8 protein-coding genes are annotated in these 17,123 nt (G+C 73.3%); 3 read left to right on the forward strand and 5 right to left on the reverse strand.

Annotation, left to right across the window (positions count from 1 at the left end):
* Window positions 1–98 precede the first annotated feature (98 nt).
* The 4 genes from AB0950_RS00590 to AB0950_RS00605 form a co-directional block, all read right to left on the reverse strand.
* Entirely contained in the window at window positions 99–1,502 is a 1,404-nt protein-coding gene (locus AB0950_RS00590) for a dipeptidase (RefSeq protein WP_366777479.1), read from the reverse strand.
* Window positions 1,503–1,555: 53 nt separating this feature from the next.
* Entirely contained in the window at window positions 1,556–5,158 is a 3,603-nt protein-coding gene (locus AB0950_RS00595; RefSeq protein ID WP_366777480.1) for an ATP-dependent DNA helicase, read from the reverse strand.
* 115 nt (window positions 5,159–5,273) lie between these two features.
* Window positions 5,274–8,741, reverse strand: coding sequence for an ATP-dependent DNA helicase (locus AB0950_RS00600; protein ID WP_366777481.1), 3,468 nt, complete (start codon window positions 8,739–8,741; stop codon window positions 5,274–5,276).
* 257 nt (window positions 8,742–8,998) lie between these two features.
* Window positions 8,999–9,385: an MGMT family protein gene (locus AB0950_RS00605; RefSeq protein WP_366777482.1), complete on the reverse strand. Its 387-nt coding sequence runs from the start codon at window positions 9,383–9,385 to the stop codon at window positions 8,999–9,001.
* Window positions 9,386–9,571: 186 nt separating this feature from the next.
* Here AB0950_RS00605 and AB0950_RS00610 point away from each other — a divergent pair, with 186 nt between their 5' ends.
* The 3 genes from AB0950_RS00610 (at window position 9,572) to AB0950_RS00620 (ending at window position 15,787) form a co-directional block, all read left to right on the forward strand.
* A complete protein-coding gene (locus AB0950_RS00610) occupies window positions 9,572–12,478 on the forward strand; it encodes a lysylphosphatidylglycerol synthase domain-containing protein (protein WP_366777483.1) in 2,907 nt (968 codons plus the stop codon).
* Window positions 12,479–12,551: 73 nt separating this feature from the next.
* Entirely contained in the window at window positions 12,552–14,096 is a 1,545-nt protein-coding gene (locus AB0950_RS00615) for an alpha/beta hydrolase (protein ID WP_360574845.1), read from the forward strand.
* A gap of 134 nt (window positions 14,097–14,230) precedes the next feature.
* Complete coding sequence (locus AB0950_RS00620; protein ID WP_360574846.1) at window positions 14,231–15,787, forward strand: alpha/beta hydrolase; 1,557 nt, start codon at window positions 14,231–14,233, stop codon at window positions 15,785–15,787.
* Window positions 15,788–15,939: 152 nt separating this feature from the next.
* Here the strand turns inward: AB0950_RS00620 and moeZ are convergent, their stop codons facing one another.
* On the reverse strand, window positions 15,940–17,118 hold the full coding sequence (moeZ, locus tag AB0950_RS00625; RefSeq protein ID WP_360154652.1) for an adenylyltransferase/sulfurtransferase MoeZ: 1,179 nt from the start codon (window positions 17,116–17,118) through the stop codon (window positions 15,940–15,942).
* Between the last annotated feature and the right edge of the window lie 5 nt (window positions 17,119–17,123).

A 17,123-nucleotide genomic window follows, 5' to 3' on the forward strand; every position in this document is an offset into this window, starting at 1 on the left:
TTCGGCGGGACGTGGGCGGCAGGCCACCGGGCCGGGCGGGCGGGACGGTCCTTCCAGTGTGCCCCGCGCTCGGTGCCCTCCCGTACGGCGCCGGCCGGTCAGGGCGCGGTGCGCCAGTGCTCGGCCAGGTCGCCCCAGAGGTAGGCGCTGGTCTCGACGCCCTTGAGGAGGAGGTCCAGCTCCACCTTCTCGTTCGGGGCGTGCCAGCCGTCGGAGGGGACGGAGATGCCCAGGAAGAGCACCGGGGCGCCGAGGACGTCCTGCAGGTCGGCGGCGGGTCCGGAGCCTCCTTCGCGGGTGAAGCGGACCGGTTTTCCGAAGGCGCGGCCCATGGCGCGGACCACGGACTCGAGCGCGGGATGGTCGAGCGGGGTCAGGCACGGGCGTGTGGCCGCGCCGAAGCGGATCTCGTGCCGGATCCCGGCGGGCACCTGCTCCTCGGCCCAGGCGCGGACGGTCTTCTCCAGGTGCTCGGGGTCCTGGCCGGCGACCATCCGGAAGGACAGCTTCACCATGGCCGAGGACGGGATGATCGTCTTGCTGCCGGGGCCCTGGTAGCCGCCGCCGATGCCGTTGACCTCGGCGGTCGGGCGGGCCCAGATGCGTTCGAGGGTGCTGTATCCGGCCTCGCCGTGGGTGGCGCGGGACTTGGCGGTCTCCAGCCAGCGCTCCTCGTCGAAGGGCAGCTCGGCGAACAGCTCGCGTTCGCGGTCGGTCAGCTCGACGATGCCGTCGTAGAAGCCGGGGATGGCCACGCGCGCGTGCTCGTCGTGCAGGGCGGCGACCAGGCGGGCGGCCGCGGTGGCCGGGTTGGGTACGGCGCCGCCGAAGGAGCCGGAGTGGATGTCCTGGTCGGGGCCGTACAGCCGGATCTCGCACTCGGCCAGGCCGCGCATGCCGGTGCAGACGGTCGGGGTGTCCTCGGACCACATACCGGTGTCGGAGACGATCACGGCGTCGGCGGCCAGCCGTGCCGCGTGCTCCTCGACCAGGGCGCGGAAGTGCGGGGAGCCGGACTCCTCCTCGCCCTCGATCAGCAGCTTCAGGTGGACGGCGGGAGCCGTGCGGCCGGTGGCGGCGAGGTGGGCGCGGACGCCGAGTGTGTGGAAGAACACCTGGCCCTTGTCGTCGGCCGCCCCGCGCGCGTAGAGGCGGTTTCCGCGGACGACCGGTTCGAAGGGCTCGCTGTTCCAGCCGTCCTCGCGGGCGGCGGGCTGCACGTCGTGGTGGCCGTAGACGAGCACGGTGGGCGCCTCGGGATCGTCCGAGGGCCACTCGGCGAAGACGGCCGGGGCACCGGGGGTCTGCCAGACCTCGGCGGTGGGGAAGCCGGTCTCCTTGAGCTTGGCGGCGAGCCAGTCGGCGCTGCGCCGTACATCGGACGCGTGGTCGGGCTGGGCCGACACGGAGGGGATGCGCAGCCATGCGGCGAGGTCCTCGAGGAAGGCGACGCGGTGCTGCTCGATGTACGTGCGGACGGCGCTGTCCGGGGTCTGGCTCATGCTCACGAGCCTATCGGCCCGCACCGACATCCTCGGCGGGCGGTTCGTCACACTCAGACCACCCGGTGCGCCGTTTCGGCGTCTTCCGCTCGGGTGCCGTCGCCGAGGAGCCGCTCCAGTGCGGCCCGGTCCGGCAGGTCCCGCGGCCGTACCACCTCGCCGGTGCGTACGTACAGGAAGGCGGCCGTGACCGACTCGGGCGGGACCCCCTGCTGCTCGGCCCAGGCCAGCCGGTACACGGCGAGCTGGAGCGGGTCGGCGGTGCGGGTGCGGCCGGTCTTCCAGTCGACGATCTCGTACGTGGCCGTGTCGCCGTCGCCGTGCTTGTAGACGGCGTCGATGCGTCCGCGTACGACGCGGCCGGCGAGGGTGAGCTGGAAGGGCGCCTCGACCCGGTAGGGGGTGCGCCGGGCGTACTCGGTGCGTTCGAAGGCCTCCTTGAGGGCCTGAAGGTCGTGTTCGTCGGCGATCTCGGCGTCGCTGCCGGGCAGCTCGTCCGGTTCCAGCAGGGGCAGGGTCAGTTCCTCGAAGCGGGATTCGACCCAGGCGTGGAAACGGGTGCCCCGGCGCGCGGCCGGTTGCGGGGGGCGTGGCATGGGGCGCGCGAGTTCCTGTGCGAGCCCGTCGGGGTCCTCGGCCAGGCGCAGCAGCTGGGACGCGGTGAGCGTGGCGGGCAGCGGGACGTCGGTGACGGCCTGCCGGGCGCGCAGCAGCTCTCCGGTCAGCGCGTCCAGATCGCGGTCCCAGGAGGCGACGGTACGGGCCTCCTCGGGGGTGAGGCCGGCCGCGCGCCGAGGCTCGGCGGGGCGCTCGCCGTGGCCCGGGGCGGGCGCCTGGTGCGGGACGGTGGGCCGGTCGGCGCTCCGGGCGCCCCGCTCGGCCGGGCCGTCCGGGGCGGGGGCGGGCGCGGCGGGCGGCGGTTCCTCGTCGGCGAAGGCGGGCGCGGCGCCGGCGGCGGTCTCGTCGTACGGCAGGTCCGTGCCGTCCTCTTCGTGCGGCAGGTCGTCGTACGGGAAGCCGGCGTCGGCGTACGGGTCCTCGCCGTAGGGATCATCACCGTCCGTGTACGGGGCGTCGTCCGGGGGTGGGGGCCACTCCGGGTCGTCGGGGGCGGCGGTGTCGTGGACGGGGGGCGGGTGGCCGCTGCCGTGGGCGGCGAGGGCGTCCAGGTGGGCGAGGACGGTCTCGGCGGCCGCGCGGCGGCGGGCCAGCGCGTCGGCGTCCAGCGGCAGCGGCCACACCTGGTCGGCGCCGGCCGTGTGCAGCGCGGGGTTCTCCTCGCCTTCGACGGGCTGCTCCGCCCACGCCTCGATCTCGCCGTGCCCGGCGACGCAGTGGTCGTGCAGGGCCTGGAGGAAGTCGGAGGGGCCGCGCGGCTTCTTCTGGCTGGGCCCCCACCAGTGCCCGGAGCCGAGCAGCAGGGAGCGGGGCCGGGTGAAGGTGACGTAGCCGAGGCGGAGTTCCTCGGTGTGCTGGTGGTCCTTCATGGCCTCGTGGAAGGCCTTCATGCCGCGCGCGTCCCAGCCGTCGACGTCGGGCAGGGTGTCGCTGTCGCCGCGCAGGGCGTGCGGCACCACCTTGGCCTGCGCCGTCCACTTCTCGCGGCCCTGCGCGCTGGGGAACGTGCCCTTGACCAGCCCGGGAACCGCTACGACGTCCCACTCCAGGCCCTTGGACTTGTGAGCGGTGAGCACCTTGACGGTGTTCTCGCCGCCCGGGAGTGCGTTGTCGAGGCCCTTCTCGTACTGGGCGGCGGTGCGCAGGAAACCGAGGAAGGCGAGGAGGGTGGCCTCCGCGTCGCTCGCCGCGAAGGAGGCGGCGACGTCGAGGAAGTTGGAGAGCGTTTCTCGGCGGCGGGCGGCCAGGGCGTGCGGGGACGCCGACAGCTCCACCTCCAGGCCGGTGACGGCGAGGACGCGGTGCAGCACGTCCATCAGCGGGTCGGACAGTGAGCGGCGCAGGTCGCGCAGCTCTGCGGCCAGGCGGGCGAAGCGCACGCGCGCGTCCGGCGAGAACGGCAGCCCGTCGTCGTCCGCCTCGGCGTCCATGGGCGCTTCGAGGAAGGTGTCGAGGGCGTCCGCGAGCGATATCACCTCGGCCGGGTCGACGCCTTCGACGGCGGCGGCGAGCCGGCGGTCCGGGTCGTCGGCGCCGTCCACGCGCGCGTGGGCGACCAGCAGGCGGGCGCGGCGGCCCAGCAGGGCGAGGTCGCGGGGGCCGATGCGCCAGCGCGGGCCGGTCAGCAGGCGTACCAGGGAGGCGTTGGCGCCGGGGTCCTGCAGGACCTCGCAGACCGCGACGAGGTCGGCGACCTCGGGCAGGTGCAGCAGCCCGGACAGGCCGACCACCTCGACGGGGACGTCCCGGGCCACGAGGGCGCCCTGGATCTCGGCGAAGTCGGTGGCCGTACGGCACAGCACGGCGATCTCGCCGGGAGGCGTGCCCGTGCGCACGAGGTGGGCGAGGGAGTCGGCGAGCCAGTCCAGTTCCTCGGCGTGGGTGCGCAGCAGGGCGCAGCGGACCATGCCGTCGTACTCGGCGCCGGGGGCCGGCCGCAGGGCCTCCACGCCCGCGTGCATGGCGCGCAGCGGCCCGGCGAGACGGTTGGCGAGGTCGAGGAGGCGGCCGCCGCTGCGGCGGTTCTCGCTGAGCGCCTGCCGGGTGGCGGGGCGGCCGTCGGCGTGCGGAAAGTGCGCGGGGAAGTCGTCCAGGTTGGCGACGGAGGCGCCGCGCCAGCCGTAGATCGCCTGGCATGGGTCGCCGACCGCGGTCACGGGATGGCCCGTACCGCCGCCGAAGAGGCCCGCCAGCAGCACGCGCTGGGCCACGGAGGTGTCCTGGTACTCGTCCAGGAGGACCACGCGGAACTCCTCGCGCAGCAGCCGGCCCACCTCGGGGATGCGGGCGAGGCGGGCGGACAGGGCGATCTGGTCACCGAAGTCGAGCAGGTCGCGCTCGCGCTTGGCCGTCCGGTAGCGGCGGACGAGGTCGGCCAGTTCACGGCGGGCGGCGGCCGTCTCGGGGACCTTGCGCAGGTCGGCGTTGCTGAGCTTGGCGCCCTGGAGGGTGTGCAGCAGGTCTGCGTCCCAGGCGCGCAGCTCCTCGGGCTCGACGAGGTGTTCGGCGAGTTCGGAGTCGAGGGCCAGCAGGTCGCTGACCAGGTCGGCGAAGGAACGGGTCAGCGCGGGGTAGGGGCCGGGGGCCTCGCGGAGCACGCGCGCGGCGAGCTGGTAGCGGGTGGCGTCGGCGAGGAGCCGGGAGGTGGGCTCCAGGCCGAGACGCAGGCCGTGGTCGGTGAGGAGGCGGCCGGCGAAGGCGTGGTAGGTCGAGATCAGCGGCTCGCCCGGCGGGTTGTCCGGGTCGATCACATCGGGGTCGGTGACGCCGGCCTTGATCAGCGCCTTGCGGACGCGTTCGGCCAGCTCACCGGCCGCCTTGTTGGTGAAGGTCAGGCCGAGGACCTGTTCGGGGGCGACCTGGCCGGTGCCGACCAGCCAGAGGACGCGGGCGGCCATCACGGTGGTCTTGCCCGACCCGGCTCCGGCCACGATCACCTGCGGGGCGGGCGGCGCGGTGATGCAGGCCGTCTGCTCCGGGGTGAACGGGATGCCGAGGAGCTCTTTGAGCTGCTCGGGGTCGGTGATACGGGCGGGCATGTCGAAAGAGGCTAGCGGCGGCCACTGACAGTCGAGGACGCATTCGCCCGGCGGGGAGGAAGAACCGCAGGTCAGCCCGTGTGGTGCGGTACGTCACCCGGTGTACCGCAGGCCCTCACTCGACCACGTGCCGCCCCTCGGGCCGGGCGCTGCACGAGGCGCGGAACGCGCAGTGCGTGCAGTGCTGGCCGGTGTTCGGCGTGAACCGCTCGTCGAGGACCTTGCCGGCGGCGGTGGCCAGCAGCTCGCCGACCCACTCCCCCGACAGCGGCTCCTGGGTCTGCACCTTGGGCAGGCTCTCGCCGCCGTCGCGCTGGGCGGCGCCCTGTCTGAGGTGGACCAGTTCGGCGCCGCCGGGTTCGGGCCGTACGCCGTCGAAGACCTCGTCTACGGCGCCTTCGCAGACGGCGAGCTGGTAGACGGCGAGCTGGGGGTGGCGGGCGACCTCGGCGGCGCTGGGGGCCTGTTTGCCGGTCTTGAAGTCCACCACGTAGGCGCGGCCCTCGCCGTCCGTCTCCACGCGGTCCATCTGGCCGCGGATGCGGACCTGGTAGTCGCCCGCTTCGAGGGTGACATCGAAGTCCTGCTCGCTCGCCACCGGGGTGCGCCCGGTGCGGTCCAGCACATGCCAGTTCAGGAAGCGTTCGAGCGCCACGCGCGCGTTGTCCTTCTCCTGCCGGGACTTCCAGGGCGCGTCGAAGGCGAGCGCGTTCCACACCGAGTCCAGGCGTTCCATGAGGACGTCGAGGTCGGCCGGGCTGCGGCCGGAGGCGACCTCGTCGGCGAGGACGTGGACGACGTTGCCGAAGCCCTGCGCGGCGGTGGCCGGGGCGTCGGCCTTCACCTCGCGGCCGAGGAACCATTGCAGCGCACAGGTGTTGGCGAGCTGGTCCAGGGCGCTGCCGGAGAGCACGACCGGCCGGTCACTGTGGCGCAGCGGCACCTTGCTCTCGGTCGGGTCGTACATGCCCCACCAGCGATAAGGGTGCGCGGACGGCACCAGCGGGCGGCCGTCCTCGTCGGTGAGGGCGGCGAGCCGGGCCAGGCGGTGGGCGGCGGCCTCGCGCAGGGCGGCGGACGCGCGCGGGTCGACGGTGGTGGCGCGCAGCTCGGCGACGAGGGCGGCCACCGACAGCGGGCGGCGGGGGCGGCCGGTGACGTCCTTCGGCTCGACACCCAGCTCGGTGAGGAACCGGGACGGCTGGTCGCCGTCGTCGGCCGGCGCCTTCACGGCGGTCACGACAAGGCGTTCACGCGCGCGCGTGGCGGCCACGTAGAACAGCCGGCGCTCCTCGGCGAGCAGCGCGCCCGGCGGGAGCGGTTCGGCCAGTCCGTCGCGGCCGATGCGGTCGGCCTCCAGGAGGGAGCCGCGGCGGCGCAGGTCGGGCCACAGCCCCTCCTGGACCCCGGCGACGACGACCAGCCGCCACTCGAGGCCCTTGGAGCGGTGCGCGGTCATCAGGCGGACGGCGTCGGGGCGTACCGCGCGGTGCGTGAGCGTGTCGGCGGCGATGTCCTCGGCCTCGATCTCCTCCAGGAAGTTCAGCGCGCCGCGGCCTCCGGTGCGCTCCTCCGCGCGGGCGGCGGTGGCGAACAGCGCGCACACGGCGTCCAGGTCCCGGTCGGCGTTGCGGCCGGCCGCGCCGCCGCGCCGGGCGGCCCGCTCCAGGCGCGCGGGCCACGGCGTGCCCTCCCACAGGTCCCACAGCGCCTCTTCGGCCGTACCGCCGCCCGCGAGGCGTTCGCGGGCCTTGCGCAGCAGCGCGCCGAGGCGTTGCGCCCCGCGCGCGTACGCCGGGTCGTGCACGGCCAGGCGTTCGGGTTCGGCGAGGGCCCGCGCGAGCAGTACGTCGGACGGGGGCGGCAGCGGGTTCCCGGCCGCCCGCTCCTCCTCGCGCAGGGCACGCCCGAGGCGGCGCAGGTCGGCCGGGTCCATGCCGGCCAGGGGGGAGGCGAGCAGGGTGAGCGCGGTCTCGGTGTCGAGCCAGGAGGGGGCAGGGGCCGACTCGGCGGTGTCTTCCGGCTCGGCGCCGTCTTCGGGGGCGGTGGTCCCGGGGGGGGCGTCCGAGGCGGTGGCCTCTTCGGAGGCGGATTCCTCCCGTTCCGCTTCGGAGGCGCCCTCTTCGGCTTCCTCCGCAGCGCCTTCGCTCTCCGTGTCGGCCGCGGCTGTGTGCTCCTCGTGGCGCCGCGCCTCGGCCGTGGCCACGGCGCGCAGGGCCGTCAGCAGGGGGGCCACCGCCGGCTCGTGGCGCAGGGGCAGGTCGTCGCCGTCGATGTCCAGCGGGACGCCTGCCGCGGTGAGGGCGCGGCGCAGGGTGGGCAGGGTGCGGGAGCCGGCCCGGACGAGGACGGCCATGTCGCTCCAGGCGACGCCGTCCTCCAGGTGGGCGCGGCGCAGGATGTCCGCGATGTTGTCCAGCTCCGTGCCGGCCGTCGGGTACGTGTAGACCTCGACGCGGCCCCCGTCCCGTACTGCGGCCGGCTCGCGGTGGGCGCGGACCTTGTCGGCGGGCAGCCGGGGCAGCGGCATGCGCTGTGTGATCAGACGGGTGGCGGCCAGCAGGGCGGTGCCGGAGCGGCGGGAGGTACGCAGCACCTCGACCGGGGCGGGACGGCCGTCCGCGCGCGGAAAGGCAGCCGGGAAGTCGAGGATGCCGTTCACGTCGGCACCCCGGAAGGCGTAGATCGACTGGTCGGGGTCGCCGAAGGCGAGCAGGGTACGGCCGCCGCCGGCCAGTGCCTGCAGGAGCCGGACCTGGGCGGGGTCGGTGTCCTGGTACTCGTCGACGTACACCGCGTCGTACTGGGCGGCGAGCCGTACGGCGTTCTCGGGGCGGCGGGCGAGCAGGACCGCGCGGTGGACCAGTTCCGCGTAGTCGATCACGCCCTGCATGTCGAGCACGTCGAGGTACTCGGCGAGGAACGCGGCGGCGGCGCGCCAGTCGGGGCGGCCGATGCGGCGGGCGAAGGCGTCGAGCGCGTCGGGGCCCAGGCCCAGCTCCCGGCTCCGGGCGAGGACCGCCCGTACCTCGTCGGCGAAGCCGCGCGTGGTCAGGCAGGCGCGCAGCTCGTCGGGCCAGCGCACATGCGCCAGTCCGAGCCGCTGCAGTTCGGGCTGCCCGGCGAGCAGCTCGCGGACGGTGACGTCCTGCTCGGGGCCCGAGAGGAGTCGGAGCGGCTCGGCGAACAGGCCGGTGTCCTGGTGGGCGCGCACCAGTCCGTAGCAGTACGAGTGGAAGGTGGTCGCCCGGGGCGCGCGGGCGGCGCCGATGCGCAGGGCCATGCGGTCGCGCAGCTCGACGGCGGCCTTGCGGCTGAAGGTCAGCACCAGGATGCGCTCGGGGTCGGCGCCGCGGGCGATCCGCGCGGCGACGGATTCGACGAGGGTCGTCGTCTTGCCGGTGCCGGGACCGGCGAGGACGAGGAGGGGGCCGCTGCGGTGGTCAACCACGTCGCGCTGTGCCGCGTCCAGACGAGGGGGAGCCGCCGTGGCCGGCGGGGTCCGGACCAGCCGGTATGCGCCACGGCTCCCCTGCCGCACCGGGGGGTGCGGCAGTCGCCTGGCGGTGGAGGAGGAGCTCACGTGATCGGCCGGTCCTGGTGTGCGTGCTGGTGGGCGGGCGGTCATGCGCGCGTGACGGTGGCCGCGGGGTGAGCGGGACGCGTGCAGCCGACGCTACGCCGCCGCACCGGACGGAAGCAGGGCTTCCGCTTCTTCCCTCGGGGCGCTCTGGCCACGTGGGTCCCACATCCCTCGAACGTACGTCATGCCACGGAGGTCCCCGACGTCACCCGAACGGGCTAGCGGCTCTCGCCGAGGGCATCGGATGGCGGAAGCTGTCAGGTGTGACCCTCCGCACCCGCCCCGCCGTCCCACCGGGCCCGCCGCATGTCGAGCCGCGGCAAGTGCCCCTCGGCGCTTGCGGCCGCCTCCTTCAGCGGCGTGCCCTCGGCGCGGTAGTGGGCGAGCGCGCGCAGCTCGTGGCCGGGCAGCAGCACTCCGTCGGCCCGGACGACCCGCCACCACGGGACGGCGCCGCCGTAGAGCGACATCACCCGGCCGACCTGGCGCGGTCCGCCTTCCTCGAGCCATTCGGCGACATCGCCGTACGTCATCACCCTCCCCGGCGGGATCCGCTCGGCGACCTCGAGGACCCGCTCGGCGTACTCCGGAAGCGCGTCCGCGTACTCCTCGCGGGTGTCCTGGGCAGGGCTCTGCTCGCTCATTCGCCCCATCCTGCCGCACCCCACCGACATCACCGCGCGGACAGCGGGCAACGGCCCTCTCGCCCCGGGACGGCGCGTGGGGCAGACTGTGCGCCCGCGCATCCGCACCCTGATGCCCGCGTGTGCCGGTCAGGCATGCCACCATCGTGCGGGCGGTGACTGGTGATACGAGACCAAGAAGAGACCATGAAGCAGCAGGGCGTGCACCCCGAAGGCGCGGCGGGCACCCCTGACGCCGCCGCGCGCCCCGACGCGGCCGGGAGCAGTGGCGACGCGCGGCAGGACACCGGTCCGCGCACCGGCACCGACGACGGCACACGCCCGCGCGGGAGCGCGGAGAACGACGACTCACGCGAGCCTGGGAACGACCCGGCCGACGAGGACGACGGCGGCACGCGCGCACGTGAGGACCGTACGGACGCCGGCGACGGCACCGAGGGAGCGCACGTCCCGCAGAACACGCCCCCCGATCACGGTCCGGGCCCGGACGGCGATCCGCACGCCGAGGCCGTGGAGGGCGACGAACCGCTGCTCCCCGCGCGCGTGCACCGCCCCTCCGACCTCATGCGGCTCCTGGTGGGCGTGCTCGCCATCGCGGTGCTGCTCGCGATCGCCGCGTTCGCCCACGGCACCACCTCGGGCTTCGAACAGGACATCAACAAGGGCACCGGTCAGGCCCCCGACCTGCTCATCAAGATCGCGGGTCTGGCGTCCAGCATCGCGATCCTGCTCGTGCCGGTCGCCTTCGCGATCGAACGGCTGATCAAACGCGACGGTCTGCGCATCGCCGACGGCGTCCTCGCCGCCGTCCTCGCCCACGGCGTGACCCTCGCCACCGACCTGTGGGTCGCCCGCGCCGCCCCGGGCTCCATCCAGGAGGCGCTCACCCAGCCGTCCCCCAGCGACCTGCACGCCCTGACCGATCCCGTGCACGGCTATCTGGCGCCCGTCATCGCCTATATGACGGCCGTCGGCATGTCCCGCAGACCCAGATGGCGCGCGGTGCTGTGGATCGTCCTGCTGCTCGACGCGTTCTCCATGCTGGTCACCGGCTACACGACCCCGTTCTCGATCATCCTGACCGTGCTGATCGGCTGGACCATCGCCTACGGCACGCTGTACGCGGTCGGCTCCCCCAATGTGCGCCCCACCGGGCAGACGCTCATGGCGGGCCTGCGGCACGTCGGCTTCCATCCGGTCAGCGCGGCCCGCGAGGAGGCCGTGGAGTCGGAGAACGGCGACCGCGGCCGCCGCTACTTCGTCACCCTGGAGGACGGCCCGCCGCTGGACGTCACGGTCGTGGACCGGGAACAGCAGGCCCAGGGCTTCTTCTACCGCGCGTGGCGCAATCTCACCCTGCGCGGCTTCGCCACCCGCTCCAGCCTCCAGTCGCTGCGCCAGGCGCTGGAACAGGAGGCGCTGCTGGCGTACGCGGCCATCGCGGCCGGCGCGAACGCGCCCAAGCTGATCGCCACCTCCGAGCTCGGTCCCGACGCCGTCATGCTCGTCTACGAGCACACCGGCGGGCGCACGCTGGACTCGCTGGCCGACGAGGAGATCACCGACGAGCTGCTGCGCAAGACCTGGGAGCAGGTGCGGGCGCTGCAGTCGCGGCGCATCGCCCACCGCAGGCTCGCGGGTGACGCGATTCTGGTGGATCGTTCCGGCAATGTGATCCTCACCGAGCTGCGCGGCGGCGAGATCGCGGCCGGCGAGCTGCTGCTGCGCATGGACGTGGCCCAGCTGGTCACGACGCTCGGCCTGCGGGTGGGCGCGCAGCGGGCGGTGGCCTCGGCGGTCCGTGTGCTCGGGCCCGACGCGGTCGCCGACTGCCTGCCGCTGCTCCAGCCGATCGCCCTGACGCGCTCCACGCGCGCGACCCTGCGCAAACTGGCCCGGGAACAGGCCCAGCGCGAGCGCGAGGCGGTGCTGGAGGCCTCCCGGCACTCCAAGCAGGCGCTGCGCCCGGAGGAAGCCGGTGCGCAGGGCGCGGACGCCCTCAAGAAGGCCGACAAGAAGGCCCTGCGCGCGCAGGCGCGGGCCGAGAAGCGGGCCATCGACGAGGCCTTGGAGGAAGCGCGTGAGGAGGACCTGCTCACGCAGATCCGCCACGAGGTGCTGCGGATCAGGCCGCAGGCGCCGGTGGAGCCGGCCCGGCTGGAGCGGGTGCGGCCGCGCACGCTGATCAGTTTCATCGCCGGCGCCATCGGCGCGTACTTCCTGCTGACGCAGCTCACCCACATCGAGTTCGGGCCGCTCATCGCGGGCGCCCAGTGGGGCTGGGTCGTGGCGGCCGTGCTCTTCTCGGCGCTCAGCTATGTGGCGGCGGCGATGCAGCTTCTGGGGTTCGTGCCCGAGCGGGTGCCGTTCCTGCGGGCCGTGGGGGCCCAGGTGGCCGGCTCGTTCGTGAAGATCGTGGCACCGGCGGCCGTCGGCGGTGTGGCCCTGAACACGCGGTATCTGCAGCGCGCGGGCATCCGGCCGGGGCTCGCGGTGGCGAGCGTGGGCGCCTCGCAGCTGGCCGGGCTCGGCTTCCACATCCTGATGCTGCTGTCCTTCGGCTATCTCACCGGCACCGAGAAGACGCCGTCCCTGTCGCCGTCCCGGACGGTCATCGCGGGCCTTCTGACGGTGGCGGTGCTGGTGCTCGTCATGACGTCCGTGCCGTTCATGCGAAAGTTCGTCGTCACGCGCGTGCGCTCGCTTTTCGCCGGTGTCGTGCCCCGCATGCTCGACGTGCTGCAGCGGCCGCAGAAACTGATCACCGGCATCGGCGGCATCCTCCTGCTGACGTTCTGCTTCGTGATGTGCCTGGACGCCTCCATCCGCGCGTTCGGCGACGGCTCGGCCTCGCTCAGCATCGCCAGCGTCGCGGTGGTGTTCCTCGCCGGCAACGCCCTCGGGTCCGCCGCGCCCACCCCGGGCGGCGTGGGCGCCGTCGAGGCGACCCTGACCGTCGGCCTGATCGCCGTCGGCCTGCCCAAGGAGGTCGCCGCCCCGGCCGTCCTGCTGTACCGCCTGCTGACCCTGTGGCTGCCGGTGCTGCCGGGCTGGCTCGCCTTCAACCAGCTCACCCGCAAGGGAGCCCTGTAACGGCGGGTGGCGGACGTACCTCGTACGGCCCGCGCCCCGCGCGCCCCGGCGTGCGCGCCCCCAGGATGGGAGCATGGCGAACCCCTCCCGGCTGCGCGCCGCCGCCCTGGCCGGCTCCGCCCTGCTGCTGTCCGGCCTGCTGACCGGATGCGGCAATGGCGCCCAGGACGGCGACCTCGCGACACAGAAGCTGGACTGGAAGGACTGCCCGGCGCCGTCCGAGGCCGAGGGCGGCGGCAGCGCCCCGTCGCCGCTGCCCCACGGCGGCACCTGGCAGTGCGCCACCATGCGGGCGCCGCTGGACTGGAGCAAGCCGAAGGGCGACACCATCGGCATCGCGCTGATCCGCGCCAGGGCCAGCGGCCCCGCGAGCCGGCGGATCGGCTCGCTCGTGTTCAACTTCGGCGGCCCCGGCGGCAGCGGCGTCAGCTCGCTGCCCGCGTTCGCCTCGGACTACGAGACCCTGCGCACCCGCTACGACCTGGTCAGTTTCGACCCGCGCGGGGTGGGCCGCAGCGCGCCGGTGAAGTGCGAGAGCGACTCCCAGCTGGACGAGTACTTCCAGCAGGACGCCACCCCCGACGACAGTGCGGAGCGCACCGCGATGCTCCACCGCACCAAGCAGTTCAACGCGGCCTGCGAGGCGCACTCCAGGAAGATCCTGCCGCACGTGGGGACCACCGACGCGGCCCGCGACATGGACCTGATGCGCCAGGTCCTCGGCGACGCCAAGCTGCACTACTTCGGCATCTCCTACGGCACCGAACTCGGCGGCGTGTACGCCCACCTGTTCCCCCGGCACGTCGGCCGGGCCGTGCTCGACGCCGTCGTCGACCCCACGCAGGACCCCGAACAGAGCGCGCTCGGGCAGGCCAAGGGCTTCCAGCTCGCGCTGGACAACTTCGCCGAGGACTGCACCTCGAGGACCACGGAATGCCCGGTCGGCACCACCCCGCAGGACGTGAAGAACCGCATCGCGAAACTGCTGAACGACCTGGACAAGAAGCCGATCCCGGGCATCCCGCCGCGCCCTCTCACCCAGACCACCGCGTCCAACGGCATCGCGCAGTCCCTGTACTCCAAGGACTTCTGGGAGTACCTCACCGAGGGCCTCGAGCAGGCCTACGCGGGTGACGGCAGGGTCCTGATGCTGCTGTCCGACGCGATGAACGGCCGCAGCCAGGACGGCGAGTACAGCAACATCACCGCCGCGAACATCGCCATCAACTGCGCCGACGAGAAGCAGCGGTACACCGTCGGCCAGGTCCAGCAGAAGCTGCCCGAATTCCGCGCCGCCTCCCCGCTGTTCGGGGACTTCCTGGCCTGGGGCATGCTCAGCTGCACCGACTGGCCGGTGCCGGGTGCCGGCGATCACCCCGACGTCAGCGCCCCCGGTTCCGCGCCGATTCTCGTGGTCGGCAACACCGGCGACCCGGCGACCCCGTACGAGGGCGCGAGGAAGATGGTCGAGGCACTCGGCAAGGGCGTCGCCGTCGAGCTGACGTACAAGGGCCAGGGGCACGGTGCGTACGACAGCAAGAACCGGTGCGTGCAGAGCGCGGTGAACGGCTACCTGCTGGACGGAAGGGAACCGAGGGCCGGCACGGTCTGCTCCTGACGCCCAGCCATCGCCACCAGAAAACCGCTGGTCAGACGGTTATCCACAGGCCGCCCCGGGCTCCGGCCACTGTGCCTACCATGGCGTGAACGCCCGGCGCGGGACGATGCGACGGGCCTGTGAGGGGGGTGCCCATGAGGGGATTTCTGCGCTGGACGGCCGCGGTGGCCGCGGCGCTGCTGGTGGCCGGCTGCGGCGGCGGTTCGTCGGGCGGGGGTGGCGACGCGAAGGAGCACGGGGACGGCCCCGGCAAGAAGACGAGCGCCGCTCCCCCGCCGGCTCCGGCGACGGACCTGCCCGCCTCCCTCATCTCCCAGCGCCTCGACTGGCATCGCTGCACGGCCAGGGGCAACTCCCCCGCACCGGGCGACGGCTGGCGGTGCGCGACCCTCAAGGTGCCGCTCGACTGGTCCCGGCCGGACGGTACGACGATCGGCCTCGCGCTGATCCGCGCGCAGGCGACCGGAGGCAACCGCGCCGGCTCCCTGCTGTTCGACTTCGGCGGCCCCGGCGGCTCGGGCCTGGAGATGATGCCGTACTACGCAAGCACCGTCTCCAAGCTCCGTGAGCGCTACGACCTGGTGAGCTGGGACCCGCGCGGGGTTGGCGCGAGCGGGGGCGTGCGCTGCCGCAGCGACCGGCAGATCGAGGCCGCCGAGGACGTGGACGCCACGCCGGACACCCCGCAGGAGGAGAAGGCGTTCCTCCAGGACGCCGCCGGCTTCGGCAAGGGCTGCCAGAAGGCCGCAGGCACGCTGCTGGCCCATGTGTCCACCGCCGACACCGCCCGCGACATGGACCTGATGCGCCAGGTCCTCGGCGACGCCGAGCTGCACTACTTCGGCATTTCCTACGGCACCGAACTCGGCGGGGTATACGCCCACTTGTTCCCGAAGCGGGTGGGGCGGATGGTCCTCGACGCGGTGGTGGACCCGACCGCGGACACGGTGGGCCAGGCCGAGAACCAGACCCGTGGTTTCCAGCGGGCGCTGGACGACTACCTGAAGTCCACCGGCCGGAATCCCGGACAGGGCACCCGACAGATCGCGGCCCTGCTGAAGCGGATCGACGCGCGCCCCCTGCCGACATCGTCCGGGCGGAAGCTGACCGAGACCCTCGCGGTCACCGGGATCGTCCTTCCGCTCTACAGCGAGTCCAGTTGGCCGAGGCTGACCGCTGCTCTCGACGCGGCGGAGAAGGGCGACGGCTCAGCGCTGCTGACGCTCGCCGACGACTACAACGAGCGGGACTCGGCAGGGCACTACGGCACGACGTCCCACTCCCAGCGGGTCATATCGTGCCTGGACGAGAGGGAGCGGCCGACGCTCGCCGAGACGAAGCGGCGGCTGGCGCGCTTCGAGGAGATCTCGCCGGTGTTCGGGGACTTCCTCGGCTGGGACACCGCCGGCTGGTGCCACGACTGGCCGGTGCCGGGCCAGTACGCCACCCCGCAGGTCAGCGCGCCCGGCGCGGCACCGATCCTGCTGGTCGGCAACACCGGCGACCCGGCGACACCCTACGAGGGCGCCCGCAGAATGGCCGACGAGCTGGGCAAGGGCGTCGGCATCGAACTCACCTGGAAGGGCGAGGGCCACGGGGCGTACGGCAACGGCAGCGACTGCGTCGACTCCACGGTGAACGCCTACCTGCTGAACGGCACGGTGCCGAAGGACGGCACGGTCTGCTCGTAACGCGACCAGAGGCCTGGTGCCGCCGACGGGCCAGCCCGGCCGCCGCCGTCCGAGGGCGGTCGGCGGCGGCCGGGAACGGCAGAAGCCCACGACGTCCGAACTCCGCGGGGCCGTGGGCTTCTGTTGCCGGGCTGGTCAGCCGACGGGGTGGATCAGTAGACCGGCTTGTGCGGTTCGATCTGGTTGACCCAGCCGATGACGCCGCCGCCGACGTGGACGGCGTCGGAGAAGCCCGCGGACTTCAGGACCGCGAGGACTTCCGCACTGCGGACGCCCGTCTTGCAGTGCAGGACGATCTTCTTGTCCTGCGGCAGGGTCTCCAGGGCGGTGCCCATGAGGAACTCGTTCTTCGGGATCAGCCGGGCGCCGGGGATGGAGACGATCTCGTACTCGTTCGGCTCGCGGACGTCGATGATCTCGATGTTCTCGCCGTCGTCGATCCACTCCTTGAGCTGCTTCGGAGTGATCGTCGAGTCGGCGGCCGCCGCCTGGGCCTCCTCGGACACGACGCCGCAGAAGGCCTCGTAGTCGATGAGCTCGGTGACGGTCGGGTTCTCGCCGCAGACCGCGCAGTCCGGGTCCTTGCGGACCTTGACCTGGCGGTACTGCATCTCCAGGGCGTCGTAGATCATCAGGCGGCCGACCAGGGGCTCACCGATGCCGGCCAGGAGCTTGATCGCCTCGTTGACCTGGATGGAGCCGATGGACGCGCACAGCACGCCCAGGACACCACCCTCGGCGCAGGAGGGGACCATGCCGGGGGGCGGGGGCTCCGGGTAGAGGCAGCGGTAGCAGGGGCCGTGCTCGGACCAGAAGACGGAGGCCTGGCCGTCGAAGCGGTAGATCGAACCCCACACGTACGGCTTGTTCAGCAGCACGCACGCGTCGTTGACCAGGTAGCGGGTCGCGAAGTTGTCCGTGCCGTCGATGATCAGGTCGTACTGGCTGAACAGGTCCATCACGTTGTCGGCTTCGAGCCGCTCCTCGTGCAGAACCACGTTCACGTACGGGTTGATGCCCTTGACGGTGTCACGGGCGGACTCCGCCTTGGAGCGGCCGATGTCGGCCTGGCTGTGGATGATCTGGCGCTGCAGGTTCGACTCGTCGACCTCGTCGAACTCCACGATGCCGAGGGTGCCCACGCCCGCGGCGGCCAGGTACATCAGCGCCGGCGAGCCCAGGCCGCCGGCGCCCACACAGAGCACCTTGGCGTTCTTCAGCCGCTTCTGCCCGTCCATGCCCACGTCGGGAATGATCAGGTGGCGGGAGTACCTGCGGACCTCGTCTACGGTGAGCTCAGGGGCTGGCTCGACCAGGGGTGGCAGCGACACGGGGA

The sequence above is a fragment of the Streptomyces sp. NPDC007189 genome (genome assembly GCF_040703635.1).
Taxonomy (GTDB): domain Bacteria; phylum Actinomycetota; class Actinomycetes; order Streptomycetales; family Streptomycetaceae; genus Streptomyces.

Excerpts from the sequence above, each read along its gene's own strand:
- AB0950_RS00595 (WP_366777480.1), bottom strand. The coding sequence starts at position 5,158 with ATGCCCGCCCGTATCACCGACCCCGAGCAGCTCAAAGAGCTCCTCGGC.
- AB0950_RS00615 (WP_360574845.1), top strand. The coding sequence starts at position 12,552 with ATGGCGAACCCCTCCCGGCTGCGCGCCGCCGCCCTGGCCGGCTCCGCC.
- AB0950_RS00620 (WP_360574846.1), top strand. The coding sequence starts at position 14,231 with ATGAGGGGATTTCTGCGCTGGACGGCCGCGGTGGCCGCGGCGCTGCTG.
- AB0950_RS00590 (WP_366777479.1), bottom strand. The coding sequence starts at position 1,502 with ATGAGCCAGACCCCGGACAGCGCCGTCCGCACGTACATCGAGCAGCAC.
- AB0950_RS00610 (WP_366777483.1), top strand. The coding sequence starts at position 9,572 with ATGAAGCAGCAGGGCGTGCACCCCGAAGGCGCGGCGGGCACCCCTGAC.
- AB0950_RS00605 (WP_366777482.1), bottom strand. The coding sequence starts at position 9,385 with ATGAGCGAGCAGAGCCCTGCCCAGGACACCCGCGAGGAGTACGCGGAC.